Annotated in this window: 20 protein-coding genes; 15 read left to right on the forward strand and 5 right to left on the reverse strand. The window is 38.8% G+C overall.

What is annotated here, in order from left to right:
• Window positions 1-2 precede the first annotated feature (2 nt).
• Window positions 3-2,420 carry an outer membrane beta-barrel family protein gene (locus AW17_RS12925; protein ID WP_083488704.1) on the reverse strand — a complete coding sequence of 806 codons (2,418 nt, stop codon included), beginning with the start codon at window positions 2,418-2,420 and terminating at the stop codon, window positions 3-5.
• 207 nt (window positions 2,421-2,627) lie between these two features.
• Between AW17_RS12925 and AW17_RS12930 the strand changes: the two genes are divergently transcribed.
• The 14 genes from AW17_RS12930 (at window position 2,628) to AW17_RS12995 (ending at window position 19,480) form a co-directional block, all read left to right on the forward strand.
• Entirely contained in the window at window positions 2,628-3,635 is a 1,008-nt protein-coding gene (locus tag AW17_RS12930) for a sensor histidine kinase (RefSeq protein ID WP_051691816.1), read from the forward strand.
• A gap of 4 nt (window positions 3,636-3,639) precedes the next feature.
• A complete protein-coding gene (locus AW17_RS12935; protein ID WP_051691817.1) occupies window positions 3,640-4,842 on the forward strand; it encodes a serine hydrolase domain-containing protein in 1,203 nt (400 codons plus the stop codon).
• A 12-nt stretch (window positions 4,843-4,854) separates the two neighbouring features.
• The gene (locus AW17_RS12940; protein WP_029277030.1) at window positions 4,855-5,589 is read left to right on the forward strand and encodes a LytR/AlgR family response regulator transcription factor; all 735 of its coding nucleotides are present in this window, start codon (window positions 4,855-4,857) and stop codon (window positions 5,587-5,589) included.
• 524 nt (window positions 5,590-6,113) lie between these two features.
• On the forward strand, window positions 6,114-6,581 hold the full coding sequence (locus tag AW17_RS12945; RefSeq protein ID WP_029277032.1) for a pyrophosphohydrolase domain-containing protein: 468 nt from the start codon (window positions 6,114-6,116) through the stop codon (window positions 6,579-6,581).
• Between the two features lie 18 nt (window positions 6,582-6,599).
• On the forward strand, window positions 6,600-6,794 hold the full coding sequence (locus AW17_RS12950) for a hypothetical protein (RefSeq protein WP_029277034.1): 195 nt from the start codon (window positions 6,600-6,602) through the stop codon (window positions 6,792-6,794).
• The gene (locus AW17_RS12955) at window positions 6,778-7,116 is read left to right on the forward strand and encodes an alpha/beta fold hydrolase (RefSeq protein WP_029277036.1); all 339 of its coding nucleotides are present in this window, start codon (window positions 6,778-6,780) and stop codon (window positions 7,114-7,116) included. The genes AW17_RS12950 and AW17_RS12955 overlap by 17 nt, the downstream gene beginning before the upstream one ends.
• 679 nt (window positions 7,117-7,795) lie before the next feature.
• Window positions 7,796-8,890 carry an L-rhamnose/proton symporter RhaT gene (gene rhaT / locus AW17_RS12960; protein ID WP_029277038.1) on the forward strand — a complete coding sequence of 365 codons (1,095 nt, stop codon included), beginning with the start codon at window positions 7,796-7,798 and terminating at the stop codon, window positions 8,888-8,890.
• A gap of 28 nt (window positions 8,891-8,918) precedes the next feature.
• Window positions 8,919-11,039: a bifunctional rhamnulose-1-phosphate aldolase/short-chain dehydrogenase gene (locus AW17_RS12965; protein WP_029277040.1), complete on the forward strand. Its 2,121-nt coding sequence runs from the start codon at window positions 8,919-8,921 to the stop codon at window positions 11,037-11,039.
• A 391-nt stretch (window positions 11,040-11,430) separates the two neighbouring features.
• On the forward strand, window positions 11,431-12,711 hold the full coding sequence (locus AW17_RS12970; protein ID WP_029277042.1) for a sugar isomerase: 1,281 nt from the start codon (window positions 11,431-11,433) through the stop codon (window positions 12,709-12,711).
• 15 nt (window positions 12,712-12,726) lie between these two features.
• Window positions 12,727-14,112 (forward strand): FGGY-family carbohydrate kinase, encoded by a 1,386-nt coding sequence (locus AW17_RS12975; protein ID WP_029277044.1) that lies wholly within the window; start codon window positions 12,727-12,729, stop codon window positions 14,110-14,112.
• Window positions 14,113-14,154: 42 nt separating this feature from the next.
• On the forward strand, window positions 14,155-15,186 hold the full coding sequence (locus AW17_RS12980; protein ID WP_029277046.1) for a GntR family transcriptional regulator: 1,032 nt from the start codon (window positions 14,155-14,157) through the stop codon (window positions 15,184-15,186).
• A gap of 241 nt (window positions 15,187-15,427) precedes the next feature.
• On the forward strand, window positions 15,428-15,781 hold the full coding sequence (locus AW17_RS12985) for a type II toxin-antitoxin system RelE/ParE family toxin (RefSeq protein ID WP_029277048.1): 354 nt from the start codon (window positions 15,428-15,430) through the stop codon (window positions 15,779-15,781).
• Window positions 15,762-16,067, forward strand: a complete 306-nt coding sequence (locus AW17_RS12990) for a helix-turn-helix domain-containing protein (protein ID WP_029277050.1) — start codon at window positions 15,762-15,764, stop codon at window positions 16,065-16,067. Before AW17_RS12985 ends, AW17_RS12990 begins: the two co-directional genes overlap by 20 nt.
• A 26-nt stretch (window positions 16,068-16,093) precedes the next feature.
• Entirely contained in the window at window positions 16,094-19,480 is a 3,387-nt protein-coding gene (locus AW17_RS12995) for a DEAD/DEAH box helicase (RefSeq protein WP_051691818.1), read from the forward strand.
• 319 nt (window positions 19,481-19,799) lie between these two features.
• Here AW17_RS12995 and AW17_RS13000 read toward each other — a convergent pair whose 3' ends face one another.
• From AW17_RS13000 to AW17_RS13015, 4 genes are all read right to left on the reverse strand, one after another.
• Window positions 19,800-20,621: an SDR family oxidoreductase gene (locus tag AW17_RS13000; RefSeq protein WP_029277054.1), complete on the reverse strand. Its 822-nt coding sequence runs from the start codon at window positions 20,619-20,621 to the stop codon at window positions 19,800-19,802.
• Window positions 20,622-20,668: 47 nt separating this feature from the next.
• Window positions 20,669-21,601, reverse strand: coding sequence for an NAD-dependent epimerase/dehydratase family protein (locus AW17_RS13005; RefSeq protein ID WP_029277056.1), 933 nt, complete (start codon window positions 21,599-21,601; stop codon window positions 20,669-20,671).
• Between the two features lie 73 nt (window positions 21,602-21,674).
• Window positions 21,675-22,280, reverse strand: coding sequence for a Crp/Fnr family transcriptional regulator (locus AW17_RS13010; RefSeq protein WP_036669858.1), 606 nt, complete (start codon window positions 22,278-22,280; stop codon window positions 21,675-21,677).
• A 48-nt stretch (window positions 22,281-22,328) separates the two neighbouring features.
• Window positions 22,329-22,910 carry a thymidine kinase gene (locus AW17_RS13015; RefSeq protein WP_051691820.1) on the reverse strand — a complete coding sequence of 194 codons (582 nt, stop codon included), beginning with the start codon at window positions 22,908-22,910 and terminating at the stop codon, window positions 22,329-22,331.
• 123 nt (window positions 22,911-23,033) lie between these two features.
• Here AW17_RS13015 and AW17_RS13020 point away from each other — a divergent pair, with 123 nt between their 5' ends.
• On the forward strand, window positions 23,034-24,215 hold the full coding sequence (locus AW17_RS13020; protein ID WP_029277061.1) for a hypothetical protein: 1,182 nt from the start codon (window positions 23,034-23,036) through the stop codon (window positions 24,213-24,215).
• Window positions 24,216-24,692: the final 477 nt, after the last annotated feature.

Raw genomic sequence — 24,692 nt, forward strand, 5'->3', positions numbered from 1 at the left:
TCTTAATTTTTGCCTACCCTGCTTTCCTCATCGCTTGTTCCGGTTTGTCTGCTGCGGGCAGTTTTGATTTTCATGTTCCCGAATTTATAGGTGAAACTTAAGTTTATCCTACGGCTTTCCCATTCGTTCTGCCAATAGGTTTTAATGTTATTGTACTCCAGATTGGCTCTGAATTTACTGGTATTAAAGATATCGTTTACTTTTAAGGCCAACGTTGCATTTTTGTTCCAGAATGACTTTTTAGCGCCAACATTGAGCTGATAATTTCCCAAACTGCGGAATAAACCAGAAATAGAAGGAGAATCGTAATAACCATACATCGTTAAACTGTAGTTTTTGGGCAAAGTGATGGTATTATCCGACATAACGGACCAGTTCCACGAGAAAGCATTATAGCCATTTCCCTGTACTGCCGATGTGGTGCGGTTATAACCAACAGAAACTTCGGTACTGTTGTTCCACCATTTGGTTACATCAAAAGGACTTCCGGTGGCCATATAAAAATTTGTTGTACGGTTCAGGTTTTCTGGCCTGGAGATACTTTCTTTTGTGCTATTATTCTGATAAATCACTTCCCACATCGCGCCATTACTTACCGAATAGCTCAACGTTAATACCCTGAAATTTTTAATCGAGTAATTAAATTCAAAACTATTGGCGTAAGATGGCTGTAATAATGGGTTTCCCTGTATGGCAGTATAGGGGTCGGTATAAAAGGTAAAGGGATTTAAACTGCTGTATGATGGCCTGTTAATACTTTTTCGGTAGGCAGCCGTTACGAGGTTGTTCGAATCCAGTTTTAAGGAGATAAATAGCGTTGGGAAAAGTTTCCAGTATTTCCTGTCAATCAGCGTATTGGTGCCCGATGAACTGCCATTGCCCAAAGTCTGTTCTGCACGTAAACCTGCTTTGATCTGTAGGTTTTTGAAGCTCTGATCTAAAGAAAGATAACCTGCATTGATGTTTTCATTGTATAAAAAGGCGTTGGTTCGGCGCGGATCGTTAATCCAGCCAGCGGTTTTTAGCGAATCGAAACGTACATCGCTCTGCGATTTTACCCAGCTGCTTTTCCAGCCAGTTTCCATTTTTAATGTTTTTGAAAAATTTAAGCTATAATCGGCCTTAATGGAATAGATAGAAACATTGCCCATACCTTCATTGCGTAAATCGATTGGATTGCCGATCAGCTGATCACTGGCATCGAGGTAATTATTGGTAAAGGTTTCGTTCTTGCTGTTGTCGTATTGAACATAATCGGCATCAAAACCCAGTTCTCCGCCCAATGTATCTGTTTTGAAACGGTAGTTTAAATTAAGTGCATGGTTTTTTTCGGTATTACTTTGCGGATTAAACATCGATGTTCCGCCCATTTTTATACCCGCTGCATTATAATTTACCGAATTGCTGTTTACCTTGGTTTCTTCAGGTGCGGTAAAGCCTTTTACCATTAAGCCCAAGGTATGTTTCTCATTGATAAAATAATCAGCACCGGTAGAATAATTTAAGCTGTTGGTTACCGGGTGCCAGAAATTAAGCTGGTTATATTGTTCGTCGCCAATTGTTCTGTTTAAAGTTAACCTGTTGTATGAATTATAGTGTCCGGCGTTTAAACGTACATAGGTACTCACCTTACCGATATTGTAATTCAGGTTGGTGCCAGCGTAAACTTTTTCATAACGGCCGTAACCACCGCCAAGATTCAGGTTCCCATTAAAGCCTTGCATTTTATTTCTTTTGAGTTTAATGTTGATGATCCCTGCTGTGCCAGCAGCATCGAAAGAGGATGGAGGGTTAGAAATCAGTTCGATTTTGCTTAACACCGATCCAGGTAGCGATTTGAGGTAATTGGTTAATTCCACGCCCGTCATATAGCTCATCTTACCATCGATCATCACGTTGATTCCTTTTTTACCTTTCAGCACAATGTTATCGTCCTTATCCAGTTTTACGCCCGGCGACCGGCTGATTACTTCCAGTGCATTATCACCTGCAGTATTCATCTGTTCTACATTTACAATCACCCGGTCTGCTTTTTGACCAATTATGGGCATTTTAGATATAATGTTTACATCTTTCAGGGTTTGAGAGCGGTCTGCCAGTATAATCGATGGAACTTTAACGGCGATATCTTTTACTTCGAATGGTGCAGATTGGTTTTTTCCGTAACCCATCATTAAGGCTTTGATCAAATACCGGCCAGGTTGAACATTGCTGAACTCGTATACACCCTGTTGGTTGGTGACTGGTAAGGCAACCGAAGCCGAATCGGGTAAGTGGATTAATGCTACTGAAGCATAATCAAGTGCTTTATTATTTTTATCGGTAACAGTTCCCGATACCTTAATGTTTTGAGCAAAAGCAGTTTGAAAGCTAAAAATAAACAAAGCAAAAAGAGCAGATTTAAATAAGAGGTTCATCATCGTGTTTGTTTTTATAATTGACGATTCAAAGATGGAGAGGTTGCATTAGTCTAAAAATTATATAATCCCAACCCTTTAAAATATTATCCCAATGCTTTTTTGGGTAATAAAAGGTGTTGATCCTTAAAATGACCAGGTTGGGATAATTATTTACGTGTTTGGAATAAGAAAATAGGCGGTTAAAAAAGCTTTGTATAGTTTTAGGCTATGAAAACAACAAAAACCATTTCCATTCATATACTTTGCTGGCTACTTGTTTTAGGCTATTTTTATGGCGGGGCAATTATAGAAGGAGTTACTTTAAGGCAATCGGCTTTCAGTATATCAATGAATTTTATCCAATTGATAGAGTTCTACATCTGTTACCTATGGGTTTATCCGAAATTCTTAAAGAAGAATAAAACGCCTCAGCTAATCAGTGGCATTATATTTACTATTGCCATATTTATAGGCCTAAGGTATCTGATAGAAGAAGTATTATATTTAAAATGGTTTGGTTTTCATAATTATGCAGAAGGTACAACCGCATCGCATTACATTTCTGATAATATTTACTGGAGCCTTGCCTATATTGTATTGCCCGCTGCGGTTTATGGTATTGAGCAGAGCTTCAAGTCAGAGCAGGTCAACAGAAAACTTAAAGAGGAAGTGGTTAAAGCCGAGCTTTCATTTTTGAAATCGCAGATCAATCCACACTTTCTGTACAATACCTTAAATTATGTTTATTCTTTGGCCATTCCTGTATCCGATCAACTGGCCAATGCTGTTTTGCGGTTATCAGATTTAATGCGCTATACTTTAAATGATAGTCCTGATGGTAAAGTGAGTTTAGAAAAGGAAGTAGAATATTTAGAGAGTTATGTTGCATTATTTAAGATGCGTTTTGAACCCAAATTTTATGTCGAGTTTACAACCGAGGGCATTGCCAATCAAAAAATAGCTTCGCTGATCCTGATCCCTTTTGTTGAAAATGCCCTTAAACATGGCGTGGTAAATGATGAAGCACAGCCTGTGCGCATTAAACTTAAGGTGCAGAACAAACGATTAAGTTTCGAGGTGAGCAATAAGATCAGTCACGCACAGAAAGATCACTCCAATGGCGTGGGTATGGTGAATATCCACCGTAGGCTGGATCTGATTTATCCCGAAAAACATGAGTTACTGATTTCTAATAATGGCAATACCTATAAAAGCACATTAATTTTAAATCTATAATTCGATGGTGAAATTATCTAAATTACACGTTGTAATTATCCTTTTTTTAATTAGCTGTTTATTTGCGACAGCTTGTGCGCCCATTAGAGCAATCTGGTGGTGGCAGCCCGATTTAGGCGACAGCAGTAAGTTTAAAAATGCAAGGATTTTATCGACGAAAAAACCATTTCGTTTTGCCAGCGATTTAGCTCAAGCCAAGCATTTGAAATTAAAAACCTATTTAGATACTTTTCTAAACAGAACCAATACAAATGCTTTTGTTGTGATTAAAAATGATACAATAATTTATGAACGATTTGCCGAAAACATGGATGAAAACACATTGCACCCAAGTTTTTCCGTAGCAAAATCTTTTGTGGCAACGCTGGTTGGTATCGCCATTGATAAAAAAATAATACAATCTTCGGATGATTTGGTAATTCGGTATTTGCCTGATTTGGTTAAAAATGATGCCCGCTTCAATAAATTGACCATTCAACATGTTTTGGATATGCAATCGGCAATTGATTATGATGAGAATAAGGAAACACCATTTTCTGCCATTACCAAATTGTATTACGGCAGCTCATTAGATAATCAAATCGCTAATCTTAAAATGAAAGGCGAACCAGGATTAAAATTCGAATATCAAAGTGTAAATACACAATTGCTTTCAGCTGTTTTAGAGAAAGCAAGCGGTAAGAAGATCCAAGATCTGTTATCGGCCTATTTATGGCAACCTTTACAGGCCGAATCGAACGCGTTATGGAGTTTGGATAACCAAAAAACTGCAAAAGCATTCTGCTGTATAAATGCTACTGCTAATGATTTTGCTAAATTGGGTCGACTTTACATTAATAATGGAAATTGGGATGGTAATCAAATCATATCTAAAAGATGGGTGGAAACTACCTCAAATCCAGATACGCTTGATAAACTTGGTTACAAAAACCAATGGTGGGCTTGTTACGATTTTCGTTACTATAAAGATTTAGACGGCGCAAAAGCTGCATTGGCCAAGTTAAATGCTAATGCGGAAATTAAAAAGACAAAATACAACAGTTATTATTTTAAATTATTGGCACATGATTATATGGCGGAAGGAATTCTCGGTCAATTTGTGTATGTCAATCCGAAAAATAAGGTAATTATTGTAAGAATGGGTAATTATTCAAATAAACGGGCAAACTTTGAAAATTTTATCCCGAAAATAGGTCGACAACTTTAATATATTTCAAACATGATCCGCTGTTTAGCTGTTGATGACGAATCTTACGCATCAGATATTATTGCCACATTTATAAATAAAACTCCTTTTTTGGAGTTGACAGGTACAACAACCAATGCTTTTGAAGCACTTAACCTGGTTCAGGAAGGTAAAGTTGATCTTGTTTTTTTAGACATACAGATGCCAGAGTTAACCGGCATCCAGTTTTTGAAAATCTGCGGCGGTAAATGCAAAGTAATCCTAACCACCGCTTATCCCGAATACGCCTTAGAAGGTTTTGACCTAGATGTGGTAGACTATCTGCTTAAGCCGATTTCATACGAGCGCTTTTATAAAGCAGCTACTAAAGCACAACAGATTTTAATGCCTGTGATACCTGTGCAACAAGAAGTGGTTATTCAGCAAGTAGCACAGGGAAGCGATTTTATTTTCATTAAAGGTGATACCAAGAACAAGTTTATCAAGGTTAATTATGAAGATATCCTATACATTGAAGGATTGAAAAACTATGTTTCAGTTTATACCGCCACCCAAAGGATTGTGACCTACCAGGCACTGCGTGAGCTGGAAACTGAGCTGCCCCGACCGCCTTTTTACCGCATCCATAAATCGTACATTATCTCTATCGAAAAAATTAAGATGATAGATGGGAATACCGTTTATATTAGCGACGAAGCGATTCCCATCGGCGAAACCTATAAAGAAGAATTTTTTAAAGTGGTGAGGGAAGGGAAGAAGAATGGGTAGATTGGTTAATTGTATAAATCGGTTAACTGGTTAATTGTCGAGGGTTTGATTGCTAAATTGTTGGGATGAACTCTAGTAAACCAATTTCTACATTAATGTTCTAAATCCCTTAATGATAAAAAAGGTAAAGACTAAAGCTCAAAGTAAAATCTGTGCAAATTCGTGTTTTCGTATCAAAAGACTAGCCACATAGATTCTGAAATAAATTCACATGACGCACCTCATTTCGACTTGTGCTTAAAAACTTCATGTTCTTAATCCCTTAATGGTAAAAAACCTTTTATGCTTTGGTTTTTGGGATCATTAAGAAGTTGAGGACATTAAGGCGGGTTGGTTAATTGTTGAAGGTTTGATTTGGGGAGTCATCTTCGGTTAACCCGCTAACTAGTTTTAACAATTCAACAATCAATTAACCAATTTAAACAGTTAACCGATTAACCAACCTAACAGTGTGCATAAATTTTCCGTATTATTTCTTCCGATTTTTTTAAGTTTGCTGTATAAAGATTAAATCAAACATCACCATGCAAGAAACGAATTCGCTAAACCAGGTTGCAGAATTTCATACTACCTTTAAACATCCAATTTTAGAAAGTCCTGTTATTCCTTCAAAACAGAGAGCCAATTTGCGTATTTCGCTTTTAGCCGAAGAGTTGAAAGAACTGCAGGAAGCAGTAGAAAATGACGATCTGGTAGAAGTTGCTGATGCCCTTTGCGATCTGCAGTATGTTTTGGCTGGTGCCATCCACGAGTTCGGCCTGGGCGGAAAATTTAAAACTTTATTTGATGAAGTTCACCGCTCTAATATGAGCAAAGCCTGTAAAACGGTAGAAGAGGCTGAACAAACCATTCAGTTTTACTTAAATAAAGACCAGACCGAATCTTATTACAAAGAAATCGACGGACTGTTTTTGGTATTCAGGAAGTCTGATGACAAAACTTTAAAATCAATCAACTATTCGCCAGCTGATTTAAAATCACATTTGGTTTAACCCATAAATAAGCTCGAATTGAAAAGGCTAAAACAAATTGTAAACGAGCTTAAATTAACACAGGCAGCGCCTGATGCAGCTTTAATGCGTGAGTTTATTTTCTACTCACCCAAAATGCCATTGCGCCTGCATCAGGAACAGCTGGTCGCTGTATCAAAGCAGTTTAGCCTCAAGGTTTTTGATGCCTATTTTACCAATGCCGATAAGCATTAACTGCTTTAGCTGGGGGAATGGAAAACGTAAAGTGTTACTTACGCATGGCTGGGCTTCGAAGGCTTTAGATTTTTATGAGCTGATTATTGAACTCCTGAAAATAGATGACCTGGAAATCATTGCTTTTGATGCACCTGGCAACGGAAGTTCAATCTCTGAATTTTCCAACCTGATGTTATATGCTGGTTCAGTAAAATCTATTGCCTTAAACTATGCGCATCCTGATGCCTTAATTGGGCATTCGTTGGGTGGAATGGCCAACGTAATTGCGCTGCAGGAGCTCGGTTTACCCCCAATCTGCTTATTAGCGTCGCACCGTTAATCAGACTTAAAGAAAACTTCGAGCAGAGTTTAGATTCGGTAAACATCGGAACTAAAGATCAGGATATCTTTTTCAACAACTTTGCCAAAGAGTTCCCCGTTCCTGTAAGCCACTTTAACCTAACCGAACTGTATCAACTAAGTCCGGATTTAAATCATTTCCTGGCATTCGATCCAGCTGATCATATTTCGCCATTCCCATTCCTTAAAGAATTCCTGGATAAATATCCTGCAATAACTCCAAAATCTTTTGAAGACGTGGGACATTATAAAATCCTCAAATCGGTTGAGGTAATTGAAGATATTTTGCAGAGAATTAATTAATGATCGTCATTTCGACTGAAGCACAGTCCCGAAATTTTGGGAGAGAAATCAGTTAAGAAAATTCTGTTAGTTAATTCATAGATTTCTCGACTTTATTGCACTCTTCTCGAAATGACATCTGTTATATAGAATTTTATTGATAAAGAATTGAAGAAGTGTCAGATAGTAATACCTGGCATCACGAAAATTAACCTAAAAGCCCATTACGACGCGCTTGTAATTCTACACCATAGCTTCCAACCTCCGTCTTCTGTCTTCCGACTAAATAATCCCATATTATCCCCATCCATAACAGTGCATAACAGTTAAAATTACTGTATATTCTATTTTAGAGCAACCAAATATATTAATAGAGCATGCAAGCAATTTTAGGTTTAATTTTTCATTTCTTCGGTGGTTTCGCCTCCGGAAGTTTTTATATTCCGTACAAAAAAGTTAAAGGCTGGGCCTGGGAAAGTTACTGGATCGTTGGAGGAATCTTCTCCTGGTTAATCGTTCCGCCACTTGCTGCTTTTTTAACCATCCCGAATTTTACGGCAATTATAACCAGTACCAACAGTAGCATTTTATGGTTAACCTATTTTTTTGGTGTGCTTTGGGGTATCGGAGGTTTAACCTATGGCTTAGGTGTTCGTTATCTGGGGGTATCGTTAGGGAGTAGTATCATTTTAGGACTTTGTATGGTTTTGGGTTCAATCCTGCCATCCATTTACTTCGATTTTTTCCCGCAGGCAGGTAAAGATACTTTTACCATGTTTTTACACACCGATTGGGGGCGTATGGTATTGCTTGGGCTTTTAGTCTGTGTTATCGGTATTGTAATCTGCGGTAAAGCAGGTATGATGAAGGAAAAGGAAATGAAATCTGGTATTACCGATCCACATGGCATGGAGGTAAAAACAGAATATAAATTCGGACTTGGCTTGTTTGTGGGGATTGTTTCAGGGGTTTTAAGTGCCTGTTTCAATTTTGGTATTGAAGCAGGAAAGCCAATGGCTGATGCAGCGAATGCCATCTGGAAAGCTGCAAACCCTGCTGAAACAGGTAATTTCCTATTCCAGAACAACGTTACTTATGTAATTGTGCTTTGGGGAGGCCTAACCACTAATTTTATCTGGTGTATGGTATTAAATGCAAGGAATAAAACATTTGGCGATTATACCAATGCAAAAACACCACTGTTAAAAAACTATATTTTTTCTGCCCTGGCAGGTACTACATGGTTCTTACAATTCTTTTTCTATGGCATGGGCGAAAGCAAAATGGGCAACGGCGCCAGTTCGTGGATTCTGCACATGGCCTTTATCATTCTCATCGCCAACATATGGGGGCTGGTATTAAAAGAGTGGAAAGGTGTGTCGAGAAAAACGTTGATTACTGTTTTGGCGGGTATTTTAACCATCATCATTTCGGTACTCATTGTTGGTTATGGTAATTCAATAAAAGGTTAATAAATAAAAATTTAAATAGAATATAAGAATGTCAATCGATACGAAAAGTTATAAGCACGTAAGCTATTTGTGGGATGAAGAGGAAGCCGCAAAACTTGCCGGTGATGAAGTTGCCCTCTTAATTTATCGCTCAAATTTATTGGGTGCAGATTTACGCTTAACCAATTATGGAGGTGGAAATACCTCGTGTAAAGTATTGGAAAAAGATCCGCTTACCGGCCTAGAAACCGAAGTAATGTGGGTAAAAGGTTCAGGTGGCGATTTAGGTACCTTAAAGAAAAGTGGTCTTGCAGCATTATATGTTGATCGTTTGCGTAGTCTGAAAAATATTTACCGTGGTGTAGAACACGAAGATGAAATGGTTGAACTTTTTAACCACTGCATTTTCGATTTAAGTTCTAAAGCACCATCAATCGATACCCCCTTGCATGGTTTTCTGCCGTTTGCACATATCGATCACTTGCATCCAGATGCGGCCATTGCAATTGCTGCGGCTAAAGACGGCAAAAAAATTACCGAAGAATTATTTGGCGGAACGATAGGCTGGGTTGAATGGAAAAAACCTGGTTTCGAACTGGGCCTGCAATTAAAACAATGTTTAGATGAAAATCCAGGCATCCGTGGTATTATGTTGGGCTCACATGGTTTGTTTACCTGGGGCGATACGGCTTACGAAAGTTATCTGAATACCTTAGAGGTAATCGAAATCTGTTCTGATTACCTTAACCAGAATTATGGTAAAAAAGGGCCTGTTTTTGGAGGACAAAAGATTGAAAGTGCCGCAACAGATCAGCGTAAACAACAAGCGGCTGCTTTAGCACCTGTTTTGCGTGGTTTATGTTCTTCTAAACAGCACATGATCGGTCATTTTACCGACGACAGTCGTGTTTTAGAATTCATCAATTCTAACGATCTTGATCGCCTTGCACCAATGGGCACAAGCTGTCCTGATCACTTTTTACGCACCAAAATCAGTCCGCTGGTTTTAACTTTAGCAAGCGATGCCGATTTATCGGATGTTAAAGCACTAAAAGAAACATTGGAGCCTGCTTTCGAAGCATATAGGGCAATGTACACGGCTTATTACGAAGCCTGTAAACATCCAAACAGTCCTACCGTTCGCGATACCAATCCGGTAGTTATTTTGTATCCTGGTATCGGAATGTTTACCTTCTCTAAAGATAAACAAACGGCAAGGGTTGCTGCAGAATTCTATATCAATGCCATTAACGTAATGAAAGGCGCTGAGGCGGTTTCAGCATATACTTCTTTGCCGCACCAGGAAGCTTTTAACATCGAATATTGGTTGTTGGAAGAAGCGAAGTTACAGCGTATGCCTAAGCCAAAACCTTTAACAGGTAAAATTGCTTTAATTACCGGTAGTGCAGGTGGTATAGGTAAAGCGATTGCTAAAAAGTTTGTTGCAGAAGGTGGCGTGGTGATTTTAAACGATATGAATGCCGAGCGTTTGGAAGAAGCAGGTAAGGAATTTGCAAGCCTGTATGGTAAAGATTCTTATAGTACCGCAATTTTAAATGTAACCAGCGAGGAAGATATTAAACAAGCTTTCGATTCGGCTGCTTTGGCTTTTGGTGGAGTAGATATTATTGTAAACAACGCAGGATTATCGATTTCTAAAACCATTGCCGATCATACCGAGAAGGATTGGGACTTATTATATGATGTTTTGGTAAAAGGTCAGTTTTTTATCACTCAGGCTGCAACAAATACGATGCAAAAGCAGAATATTGGTGGCGATATCATTAATATTGTAAGTAAGAACGCCCTGGTAAGCGGACCGAATAATGCCGGTTATGGCAGTGCAAAAGCTGCCCAATTACATTTGAGCAGGTTAAATGCTGCAGAATTGGGTGCCGATAATATCCGTGTAAATGTGGTTAACCCTGATGCTGTAATCAGCGACAGCAATATCTGGGCAGGCGGTTGGGCTGAAGGCCGTGCAAAAGCTTACGGAATTACCGTTGCAGAACTACCGGCTTATTACGCGAAACGTACTTTGTTAAATCAGATTATATTACCAGATGATATTGCCAATGCTTGTTTCGCCTTTGTGGGTGGCTTGCTGCACAAATCAACCGGAAATGTTTTAAATGTTGACGGTGGAGTTGCCATGGCATTTGTAAGATAGCTTAATTCTAAATCCTCGGTCTGTGTCCTCACAGACCGAAATGAAGATTGGTGGTCTGTGGAGACACAGACCACGGAGAAGGAAATGTTTTAAATGTTGATGGCGGAGTAGCCATGGCATTTGTAAGATAAGATGAATCCTCGGTCTGTGTCCCCACAGATCGAAAGAAGATAAGTTAAATGATCTGTGAGGACACAGACCATGGCGACAAATTCAGTTTTAGTGAGTTATTTCATCGGCCTGTGTCCCCACAGACCGAGAATAGCTTTGTAAACAGATTAAAGAAATAATTGTCCTCGTTGGCCACAAACGAATTCCTTTGGAATAATGAGGATGAGCGAGAATGGCGATTGTATCGCCAAATAATTAACCTAATAAACCAAATATTCTCATGAATATCGAGCAGAACCAAATAGAAAAGCATAACGACTCTCTTTTAACCTCGCATCAGCGCAAACTTTCTTTTTTTAAAGAAGATTGGGCACACGTTGATGTAGAAAGCGTAATCCAGAAACTGGTTGATTTTCAGATTGCCATTCCAAGTTGGGCTTTAGGTACAGGTGGAACACGTTTTGGCCGCTTTGCCATTACTGGTGGTGAACCACGTACCATTGAAGAAAAAATTGAAGATGTTGGTCTGCTTCATGCCCTTAACGGCGCAAGTGGAGCAATTTCGCTTCACATTCCTTGGGATATTCCTCAAAATGCAGAAGCGTTAAAAACTTTGGCATCTGGCTATGGTTTAAAATTCGATGCCATGAACTCGAATACCTTTCAAGATCAGAAAGGTGCTGCACATAGCTATAAATTTGGTTCGTTACAGCATGTAAATAAAGACATCCGCAAGCAGGCGATTGAGCATAATATAGAAGTAATTAAACATGGTATCGCGCTAGGATCTGATGCATTAACTGTTTGGCTTGCCGATGGTTCTTGTTTCCCTGGACAGCTTAATTTTCGTAAAGCTTTCGAGAATACTTTAGAAAGCCTTCAGGAGATCTATTCAGCACTGCCAGAAGATTGGAAAATGTTTGTGGAGTACAAAGCCTTCGAACCTAACTTTTATTCAACTACGGTTGGAGACTGGGGGCAGTCGTTATTATATGCCAGCAAACTGGGTAAAAAAGCTTATACTTTGGTTGATTTAGGTCACCATTTGCCTAATGCAAACATTGAGCAGATTGTTGCTTTATTGTTAATGGAAGGAAAATTGGGTGGTTTCCACTTTAATGATTCTAAATATGGCGATGATGATTTAACTGCCGGAAGCATTAAACCTTACCAGTTGTTTTTGATTTTTAACGAACTGGTAGAAGGTATGGATGCAAAAGGCATGAACCATGCAAAAGATTTAGGTTGGATGATCGATGCTTCTCACAATGTGAAAGACCCTCTAGAAGATTTATTACAATCAGTGGAAGCGATTATGATTGCTTATGCACAAGCCTTATTGGTTGATAGAAAAGCATTAAACGAAGCGCAGAACAACAACGATGTAGCAAAAGCACAGGAAATTTTGCAGCATACTTTCCGGAGCGATTTGAGGGCTTTAGTAGCTGAAGCCAGATTAAGAGCTGGAGCAGCCTTATCACCAATCGCATTATACCGCGGTTTGGAAGTTAGAACTAAGTTAGTTAATCACCGCGGAAATACTGTTGCTACAGGTTTGTAAATAGAGAAATAGAAAATGCCTAAACCTGTTATTGCCATATTTGATGTTGGGAAAACAAATAAAAAACTGTTTCTGATTGATGAAAACTACAGTATTGTTTACGAACGGTCTGCACGTTTTGTAGAAACAGTTGATGAAGATGGCGAGCCATGCGAAAATCTCGAAAGCCTGCGTTCATCAGTTTACGATTCCCTGCATCAGGTTTTACAGTTAAAAGAGTTCGATGTTAAGGCCATAAACTTTTCTACCTATGGTGCCAGTTTTGTTTATCTCGATGAAAACGGCGATCCCCTGACACCACTTTATAACTATTTAAAAGAATACCCAGAGGAGCTTAAAAAAGCTTTTTATGCAAAATATGGAGGTGAGGAGAAGATTTCGTTAGAAACGGCCTCGCCAATTTTGGGCAGCTTAAATTCAGGAATGCAATTGTATCGCCTGAAAAACGAAAAGCCCGAAATATTTAAAAAAGTAAAGTGGGCTTTACATCTGCCTCAATATTTAAGTTATTTAATTACGGGTAAGGCCGTGGCCGATATTACCAGTATAGGCTGCCATACCCAGCTTTGGGATTTCAATAAAAGTGAATACCATAATTGGGTTACTACTGAAAAAATCGATGAGAAATTTGGTGCATTTACCCCTGCAGATTCCAGCCTGAAAACTGATTTCGAAGGGAGCAGCGTAAAGGTTGGTGTAGGTTTGCACGATAGTTCTGCAGCACTGATTCCCTATCTGGCCAATTTTAATACACCGTTTGTGCTCATTTCAACAGGAACCTGGTGTATTAGTTTAAACCCTTTCAACCAGGAGCCTTTAACTGCCGAAGAACTTAAACAGGATTGCCTGTGTTACATGCACTTTAAAGGCAAAGCGGTAAAGGCGTCACGTATTTTTGCTGGTTATGAGCATGAGATACAGCTTAAGCGTATAGCAGAACATTTCGATCGTGCAGCCTATCTGTTTAAACATTTGAAGTTTAACCCTTCAATGATTTTGAAACTGGCCAATAAAATCCATGAAAACCAACAGGAGCAACAGGGCTTTTCAGCAAATTCTGCTTTCCCGGAGCGTGATCTGAACCTCTTTCAAACGGCAGAAGAAGCCTATCACCAATTGATTTTCGACCTAATTAAACAGCAGATTTACTCGTTAAAGCTGATTTTAAATGCAGGTGTGAAAAGAATTTTTGTAGATGGTGGTTTCGGTAAAAATGCAATTTATATGCATCTTTTGGCTACTTCTATTCCGGATATTGAGGTTTATGCCTCTTCAGTTTCGCAGGCTACGGCGATAGGAACGGCCCTAGCAATAAATGATGCATGGAACGAAAACCCTGCACCAACGGATATGATCCAGTTAAAATACTATTCTGCTATACAACGTACACTAGATTTTTAGGAATTTCCTTATATTAGAATTTCCTATATCAATATAATCATTTTGAAACCAGAAGATTTAATCCCCTACATTAACGTCGACGAGTATTCGTCGACGCCAAAATACAAGCAGTTAACCAATGCTATTTTGGCCGCAATTGAAAGCGGTAAACTTCTGAAAAATAGTTTATTGCCGTCTATTAATGAACTGAGCTTCAGTTTGGAAATGTCAAGGGATACCGCCGAAAAAGGTTACCGCAACCTCCGGAAACTTGGGGTGGTAGATTCTGTACCGGGTAAGGGTTATTTCATCATCAATACCGATTTCTCGCGTAAACTAAAAGTTTGTCTGCTTTTTAATAAACTCAGTACGCACAAAAAGATCATTTACGATTCATTTACAAAAACATTGGGTGAGCGTGCTGCGATTGATTTTTATATCTACAACAACGATTTCGCCCTGTTTAAAAAAATGATCGTCACCAAACGTGATGATTATTCGCACTTTGTAATTATTCCACATTTTTTAGAAGGAGGCGAAAATGCACACGAAATTATCAATACCATTCCAAAAGAGAAATTAGTCATTCTTGATAAATTGTTGCCAGGAGTAACAGGCGATTATGCTGCGGCCTATGAAAACTTTGCGCAGGATATTTACGCGGCTTTAGAACAGGCTTTAGACCGGCTATCTCATTACCGGACCTTAAAAATTATCTTCCCAAAAAACAGCTATTTTCCGCACGAAATACTAACCGGTTTTTATAGGTTCTGCCAGCAATATGCTTTTGATCATAAAGTAATCCACAACATTAAAGATGAAGAAATTAATCCTGGGGAGGTATACATTAACCTGATGGAAGACGATCTGGTGATGCTCATTGAGCGTTTAATTGCCCAAAAACTTAAAATCGGGAAAGATGTTGGCGTAATTTCTTATAACGAAACGCCTTTAAAAAAGATTATTTTGGATGGAATTACCACCATTTCAACTGATTTTAGCGAACTGGGCGCTCAAGCTGCCGAATTTATTCTCAACGGAAAAACTGAAAAGATAGCCGTGCCTTTTTATTTGAACTTGCGTAAATCGCTATAAGTAAGTTTTATAGTTGTAGCCTGTAAAATCTTATGAACACGATCCGTCACCCCATGTCCTAGCCAGTGTTTTTTTATTAAGCACTACGGTTGTCAGTCTAAGCGTAGTCGAAGACTTCTGGAGGTAATAAATTATAATGTGATCTACTACAATATATCTTTTAGTAGCGAGATATGTTAATCATGTTAGTTTGGAATTTGTTATCTAATTAGCTAACTTTGTGTTGGCTTAAATTTGGTTAATGAACGAGGAATTTATCAGAGACATTTTCTACTTTGAAGAATACTATTTGGATTTTTACGAAGAGCTCAAGCCCAACGTAAAGAAAAAATTCAATTGGACGCTACAATTAATTGCTACACTTGAAAAAATTCCTGAAAAATATTTTAAGCACATTACAGGTTCAACAGGACTTTTTGAAATTAGGGTTGAAGTTGGTTCAGATATTTTTCGGGTATTTAGTTTTTTCGATAAGGGACAATTGATCATCCTTGTAAATGGTTTTCAAAAGAAAACGCAGAAGACACCTAAAAACGAAATCGAGCTAGCTGAAAAACTTAAAAAGAAATATTTCGATGGAAAAGACAAAAAATAAATTGACATCATTTGCTGACCATTTGGACAGCGAATACGGCAAACGTGGGACTGAGGAAAGAGAAGTTTACGAACAAGAGTTTGAGAGTTTTAAGCTAGGAGCGATGCTTCAAGAACTTCGGAAAGAAAAAGGGATGACACAAGAGCAACTTGCAGAAAAATGTGGTACAACAAAAACTTACATTTCAAGAATTGAAAATAATGCAAGCGACATTAGACTTTCGACTTTAATGAGGATCATTAAAGTTGGATTGGGGGGACATTTGAACCTAAATGTGAGTTTATAAAGAAACATTACCTTTATTTAGTTTAAATGAGTGAACAGGTAACCGCGCATCTAGTATCAGAACAAAATCCTTATGATTATATCTTAAAAGATTTTAACCTGAAAAATCTGAGTCAGATTGTTATCCTCAAACATTTAAGCGGATTGATCCATACTGATGTTAAGGGCTTTTACCAGCTTTTCCCAGAACAGATTGAAATCGATTTTGCAGCCTTTAGCGATGAGGCCTCTGGATTACCCTTCCCAATTGTTCAGGTACAGCAGCAATCAAACTCAGTAAAACTTTCTTGTCGTTGCGCCACGCCTAAGCATAAATTGTGTGAGCATCAGGCAAGGGTTTTGTACAACATTCTTCAGCGTCAGGATCTGCTCATTTTCTTCGATAGTAACTTGAGGAAGCAAAGGGTTACTAAAATTGCAATCGATTATGGACTGGAAAAAGAAGAGAATCTTGATCTTCTGTTTCATCTCCGCTACGAAAACGGCCAGGTAGATATCCGTCCAAAAATGGATGCCCTCCAGCCATTCAATAAAGAAGCCCGGCAAAATTTACAGGAACTTTTACTGCCAGCAACTAAAGCCAAAACAAAAGTACAGACTAAAAACGATCAGGGTAAAATGATCCTTGTTTTTGGGCAACACCGCTATTACAACAATTTAACGGTAGAATTATTTGAGGCCGAAACCACTAAAAGCGGCAAGGTTAAAAATCCTATAAAAGGAATAAATCCCGCTGATTTACTGTTTAAAACAAATGATAACGATCAGGTAAAGTTTTATAGTGGTATTACCACTTTTCAACAGAATTACAATAGCGATCAAAGTGAGGCGGAGATTGAAGCCTTAAAAGCGATCGTTAAAAACCCTAAACAAATCCCTTTTTACCTGCAGGATAGTAAGCAGTCTGTCGCTATTCAAGCGTCGACCATTACAGCAGTTGATGTTCATTTATTGGAAGTAAACCTGCGTCTTGCTGTAAATCAACGCGATGATTATTACGAAATTACCGGACGGTTAATTATCGAAGGGAAATCTTACGAACTGGATAACCTGGTATTGGTACACCAGTATTTTGTGAAACTTAAAGATCAGCTTTATTTAATTAGCAGACTCGATTTTCTACGCGTAATCGGGTTTTTCAAAAAGCAGAGCAACAGATTAATCCTGCACAAAACAAAATATCCTGAGTTTCAAAAAGTTATTTTGGTGCCTTTAGAGGGAAGTATTCATGTAGATTATTCTTATTTAAAACCGGCTACCAAAAGCCAGATCGAAGAAAAAGGTTTTGATCTCGAAAATGAACAATTGATCTACCTCTCAGAATCTGAAGATTATATCCTCCTTACGCCGGTAATGCGCTATGGGAATTTAGAAATACCTGTGTTGTCTAAAAAACAGATCCAGGCGCAGGATAAACTGGGTAATCTCTTTACCTTACACCGTGATGAAAATGCCGAGCTTCAGTTTATTGGAAACGTGCTGAAACAGCATCCTTATTTCTACGATCAGGAAACCAACGATTCTTTTTACCTGCACCGCAAACGATTCCTGGAAGAAGCCTGGTTTCTCGAAGCTTTTGAAGTATGGCGGAACAAAGGCATTCATATTTTAGGCTTCAACCAACTTAAAAACAATAAACTGAGCGAATTTCAGGCTAAAATTAATATTGAGGTTTTAAGTGGAACAGATTGGTTCGAAACCAAAGTAAAAGTGAAGTTTGGCAAGCAACAGGTTGCGCTGAAGCATCTGCATAAATCGATCAGGAACAAAAGTAAGTTTGTAACACTTGATGATGGAACCCAAGGCATATTACCTCATGAATGGATCGAAAAATTTGCTGCTTATTTTAGTGCGGGTGAAGTAACCGAAGATACCATTATTACGCCAAAAATTAAGTTTGCTTCTATAAATGAGCTTTATGAAGATGCTTTGTTAGATGGTGATGTAAAGAACGAATTGAAACTTTACAAACAGAAATTTGAAGGGACGGATTCGATTCAGGAAGTGGAAGTGCCAAAAGGTTTAACAGCAACTTTACGTCATTACCAGAAAGATGGCCTAAACTGGCTCAATTTTTTGGATGATTTTAACTTTGGTTCTTGTTTGGCCGATGATATGGGATTGGGTAAAACCATCCAGGTTTTGGCTTTCATTTTATCACAGCGCGAAAAAGTAAAACACAACACAAATCTGGTGGTGGTTCCGGCTTCATTAATATTTAACTGGAAGGCCGAAGTAGAGAAATTTGCACCATCTATAAAGGTAAAAACCATTTATGCTGGCGAACGGACCAAAACAACTGATACTTTCGATGATTATGAAATCATTTTAACCTCTTACGGAACGCTGCTTTCTGATATCCGTTTCTTAAAAGATTATCGCTTTAACTATATCTTTTTAGATGAATCACAACTGATCAAAAATCCAGACTCGCAACGTTATAAAGCAGTTCGGATGCTGCAATCGAGGAATAAAGTAACCATGACGGGAACACCGATAGAGAACAATACCTTTGATTTGTACGGGCAGCTGTCATTCGCTTGTCCGGGTTTGTTTGGTAGTAAACAGCAGTTTGCCGATTTATATTCAACCCCTATCGATCAGTTTAAGGATAGTAGAAGGGCAGAAGAGCTTCAGCAAAAAATAAGACCGTTTATCCTGCGCAGAACAAAAGAACAGGTGGCGAAAGAACTTCCCGATAAAACGGAAATTGTACTGTACTGCGAAATGGGGACAGAGCAGCGCGAAGTGTACGAAGCGAACAAAAAGGAAATTCAGGATTTTATTCTGGGCAAACAGGAAGATGAGCTGCCTAAAAGTTCGATGCACGTGCTGAAGAGTATTACCACCCTAAGGCAGATATGCAATTCGGCCGCATTATTGGCTGATGGGAAATCTTATTTACAGGCATCATCAAAAATTGATGTATTGATGGAGCAGATTGAGAGCAAGGCCGGAAAACATAAAATCCTGGTTTTTTCTCAATTTGTAACCATGCTCGATCTGATTAAAAAGCAATTGGAAAACCGTGGCATTAAATACGAATACCTTACCGGGCAGACCCGTAAAAGAGCCGAAGTGGTTACCTCTTTTCAGCAAAATGCTGATATTCCAGTTTTCCTGATCAGTTTAAAGGCTGGTGGTACCGGATTGAACCTTACCGAAGCCGATTATGTTTACCTGGTAGACCCTTGGTGGAACCCTGCTGTAGAAAGCCAGGCCATAGATCGGGCATATCGGATCGGCCAGCATAAAAATGTAATGGCTGTGCGTTTAATCTGCCCTGATACCATTGAAGAGAAAATTATGAAACTTCAGGCCACGAAAAAAGACCTGGTTAAGGATCTGATCCAGACGGATGGAAGTTTATTCAAGAACTTAACTAAGAAAGAGTTATTGGGGTTGTTGAGTTAATATGTGTTCGCTAAACCCATTTGGATTGTCATCCTGCCCAAAGGACTCCTACGGAGAGCCTGTCGAAGGACCATGCTGATGAATCTAGTTTTGGTTCGTGGAGACACCAATGTGCCTTATCTGATCGTCATTTCGAGCGGAGTGCAACGAAGCCGAGAAATCTATCGACCTTAATTCGATTACTATTTATTCATGGTCATAATTTTTAGCCCCTTTAACTTACGCGATCGTCATGCTGTCCCGAACATTCGGGATCAGCATCTTTCTTGCAAAATAGACCCTGAAATAAATTCAGGGTGACGAACGTGAGACGAGATTTCTAAATCCCAACCTCAAACGTATAACCCAAAAATTCCGGTACATTAACACTTTCCACAATTTTCCAATCTTTCTTTTCTGCAATAAAATCAGGTTCGGCAAGCCCTGTGGTTTTGGCTGCATGGGCATAGAAATCCATTTTTGCAGGATGGTTTGGTGAGCAGGCATTGTAAGTTCTGCCGAATGCCTGTTTTTCCAAAAGCTTGACCGCAATCCCTACAGCATCTGTTTGGTGAATCAAGTTTACGGGAGCTAAACCATTCGGTACATTACTTTTTCCGGCAAAAAACCTCCCAGGGTTACGGTCAGGGCCAATTAAGCCCGCAAAGCGGATCACTGTGCAGTTTTCGGGAAATAGTTCTTTAAATAGAATTTCTGCAGCTAAAACGACTTTTCCCGAATCCGTGTCGGGATGTGTCTCGCTGGTTTCATTTACTATTTTGTTTTCATCAGTATAAACACTCGTCGAACTGATCAATACCACATGCTTCGATTTATCTTTCGCAGCAGTCAAAATTGAATTGATCTTTTGGGGATAATCGAGAAGTTCAGTCGAATTGCGCTTTGGCGGAATACAGATAAACAAGGTATCGGCCTTAAAAAATGCTGGGTCGGCCACAACCGCTTCTGCCGTAAAATTAATCAAAAAAGGCTGGATATTTTCGGCCTGAAGTATTGCTAACTTCTCCTGGCTTGTGGTAGAGCCCTTAACGATATAATTTAACCCAATCAGTTTTTTGGCTAAAGCCAAGCCAAACCAGCCACAACCTAAAACCGATATGGTTTTAATACTGTTTTTATGTGTTGTATTATCTTGAATCATTTGCGCTAAAGATAAATAGTTGGCTTTATAATTTGCTCCAATTCATGTCAATTCTGCTTTTTATACATGGTTTTTGATAACTTTAAGATGCCATCATAATAAGCAGTAGGCTTGAAGTTAAACGCTTTTTCAAATTTGGTAGAATCGAAATGATAATCATGATCGTACTGATAATACATTTCTACAGTACCCGCAACTACCTTTTTAAATAAACCTACTAAACGTAGCATTAGTTTATTAATGGTCAAATATTGAGGCTTGGTTTCATAAATTTTTGCGGCCATTTTTATAAAAGCTTTTCCTTTTAAAGGCGCTGCAGTGGGTAGGTGCCATATCTGGTTGCCAGAATCAGGCGTTTGTCCTAACAAAAATAAAGCTTTTCCAGCATCTTCAATGTAAGTAAAACTGTGTAGTGTATTTGGATCTCCTATCCATTGAGCGCTATTTTTTTTGGCAAACTCATCGAGTACCATCATGTCAAAAAAGCTATTCATCGAATCTGCTCCGTAAAAATCTGCAGCACGGGCAATGGTTACATTTATTTTACCCGCTTTCGATTCGCTCATTAATTGTTCGGCTACCTTTGCCCTTACTTCTCCTTTTAAGCTACAGGGATGGTAAGGCGTATCTTCTGTCATTGGCCCATTTACCAGGCCATACATATAAACATTATCAAAAAATATTAGTCTTGCGCCTGTACGTTTAGTTAAGTTAATTACGTTTTGAATAATTACCGGCCATTGTTCTTGCCATACTTTGGCATCGTAAACCAAACCGGCGCATAGGTATATTACTTTCGAACCTTCTGCTGCTGCGAAAAGTTCAGCTTCATTTAATAAATCGGCCTTAACCCAACTTGCATTTGGGTTGCTTGTAGAAATTGGTTTTCTGCTAACCAATCTAATGGTTTCGTTAGTATTGCTTAATTCTCTGGTCAGTGCGTTTGCTGTTGGTCCGCCGGCGCCAAGTATAGTGTGCATATCTTCGTTTTTGATTAGTTCAAAGTTATGCTGCATTGAGCCATAAAAACGTTAACAAAAGATAAGGATTAATTTAATCCTTTAAAATGAGTGTGCGTTTACGGATACGCGAGAGTGAAACAGGGGTGATACCTAAAAAATTGGCGATATAGTGTTGTGGAACACGCTGGAAAATATCTTTTGCAGTTTTTTCAAGCGTAGTATAACGCTCTTCGGGGTTTTGGGTAACAAAAGCATTAAGGCGATCTTCAAAACAGCAGATGTAATATTCAGCAACCAGGCGACCAAACCGTTCCATTTTCAGCCCCAGCACGGGGTGGTTTAACATTTTCTGAAGATCGGTGTAAGCAATCAGAACAAGCTCAGCTTCCTCCAGGGCCTGAATAAAGTTTGTACTTGGTATTCTTTTTACAAAGCTTTTGTAGGCGCTCAACAGTTCGTTTTCAAAACAAAAGTAACCGGTAATTTCCTGTCCATCTTTAACATGATAATGCCTTACGGCACCCTGGATAATAAAGGCAATATAATCGCATACTTTTCCTTCAACTACAAAATGATCTTTTTTCTTTAAGGTAGAAAAACTCAGGTACTGCGTTAAGATTTCCCATTCGCTTTCTTCAAAAGTTACGAATTTTGCTAAACCGGTTCTAAAAGCATCGATTTTAAATTGTTTATCCATATCAATATTTAAGTGCAACTTAAAGGTACAGATTAATCAATCATGGTATTATCCCTTGCCCAGATTATAACAAGCCCTGCATCGTGGCTCATAACTTTCCTTTTCGCCTAGTAGTACGGTCGCTTCATCAGCAACTGTACGGTAACTGTATAGGGCTGGGTTTCCACAGCAAACACAAACTGCATTTACTTTGGTAACATGTTCGGCAATAGCCATTAAGGCTGGCATCGGGCCAAAGGGTTTGCCTGTAAAATCCATATCCAGGCCCGCAACAATAACCCGTATACCTTTAAGGGCAAGTTTATTGCAAACATCAGGCAGTTCATCATCAAAAAACTGCGCTTCATCTATGCCAACCACCTGTGTATTGGTGCCAAGCAGTAAAATGGCTGAAGCGCTATCAACCGGGGTAGAGTTTATCGAGTTTAAATCGTGCGAAACCACAGCAGTTTCATGGTAGCGGGTATCGGTACGGGGTTTAAAAATTTCGACATTCAGTTTAGCAATCTGGGCTCTTTTTAACCTGCGGATCAGTTCTTCCGTTTTACCAGAAAACATAGAGCCACATACCACTTCTATACTTCCCGAAAATTCGCCCCTTCTTCTAAAATTTTGTTCGCTAAATAACATGCCTCTTTTTTTATTCCCCTATGTCCGTTCTATAATTTTTAAACCGAACAAATATGATAATTATGTGTTATTTTTGAACACATAGTTACCAACATAAATCGACTAAAAATTCGTTTTAATTTTATGATGAACCAACAGGATATTTTCAGAAAGATCGGCAGCATTTTAACAGAATTAAATGAGCAATATCAGTTTTTAGCTCAAAATCCTCAGCAATTAAACGATTTAGAGCTGGAGCTTTTTCTGGCCAATGCCCATTTTCTTTCTGATCATGTGAATGTCGTCAAAAAATTAAACACCATAGTAGAAGATAAGCCTGCTGAACCCGGAAATCATGCCTTGTTGGCCGAACAAAATACCATTATCCTGCCCGAAGCTGAAAAAAGTTATGTAGAAGACGATGTGTGTTTCGATCCGCAGGAACTGGAAGAAGTGGCTACTGCCCAGGAAGAAGAAGAACGTGTAGATGTAAAGCCCGAACAGGAACTACTGGATGATGAAATTATTGAAGAAGAAAAAGCTGCATCCCTTTTGAATAAAGATTTCTTTAAGCCAGACCAGGATGATCATACTTTTGAATTTGTACTGGGTACACACGATGAAAACGACCAGTTCGATTACGAAGCAAAATCTGTTGAAGAAATTTTCGATCGCCCTTTAAGCAAAGAAGAAGCTGAAATTTTAGCACGTAAAAAGATCATTCACGAAAAGGAAGAAACTTTATCTGTTCAGGAAGAGCCTACACCAACTGAAGAAGATGAAATTGGCCCTGAACCTTTTTTAATTCCACAGGAAGAACCTTTAGTAATTGCCGAAGAAGAACCTGTTGCAGTTGTTAAAGAAGTAGAACCGGTTGCTGTGCCAAGTGAGCCTATTGAGGCACTGAAAGATGTGAAACTGGATGACCCCATTATTTCGCCGCCTGTTGAACAGGAACGCCCTTTGTTTAAGCCTGAAGCTGTTCCGGTAAAACCAGCTCCACAACCAGAAGCCGCTAAACCTGCACCAAGTTTAAATGATCTGCTTGCCAAAACAAATGGTAAAAGCGATGAGTCTGTTAAAGCACCTATTGCCGATTTAAAGCAGGCGATTAGTTTGAACGAAAAGTTACTTTTTATCAAAGATCTTTTTAATGGGTATAATCTGGCCTATTCGGAAGTAATTGATATCATCAATAAGATGAGCAGTTTCGAAGCGGCAGATAGCTACCTGCAGAATAATTATGCGGCGAAAAATAACTGGGCCGATAAACAGGCTACAGTTGATCAGTTTTACGAGTTACTGAACCGAAGGTTTAGTAGGTAGAAGCGATAAGCGTAAGGCGTTTAGCACCTGGTCTTACACCGCGCATCGTCATACTGAATTTGTTTTACTGCGTAGCTTTCCGCTTCGCTACAGGTCAGTATCCATTAGGTCCTGAAAATACATTACCAATGACAGAGTTCTAAAATCAGTCGTCATTTCGACTGGAGCGCAACGCAATGGAGAAATCTTTGAACAATGTTAAAGATCTCTCCTCCAAAGGATTCCTTTGGAGGAGAGATAACGAGACCTCACAACCTGTTCTCGTCACTCTAATGTTTTTCTAAAAAGCTGAAGACTCAGGATGACGCGTATCAACTCTGGCTTGATTATAAATGAACCATTCCAATTTCGTAAATAATTAGGAAATGATTGTTCAGCATTTCATTGGTGCTGTAGTCCCACCACCACTTCAATCTTTTTGGAAATTTATCTTTAACCTGAGTTCGATTATTAAATCTCATTTTGTGGCGTTTTAAT

The sequence above is a fragment of the Pedobacter borealis DSM 19626 genome, from assembly GCF_000708285.2.
GTDB lineage: Bacteria > Bacteroidota > Bacteroidia > Sphingobacteriales > Sphingobacteriaceae > Pedobacter > Pedobacter borealis.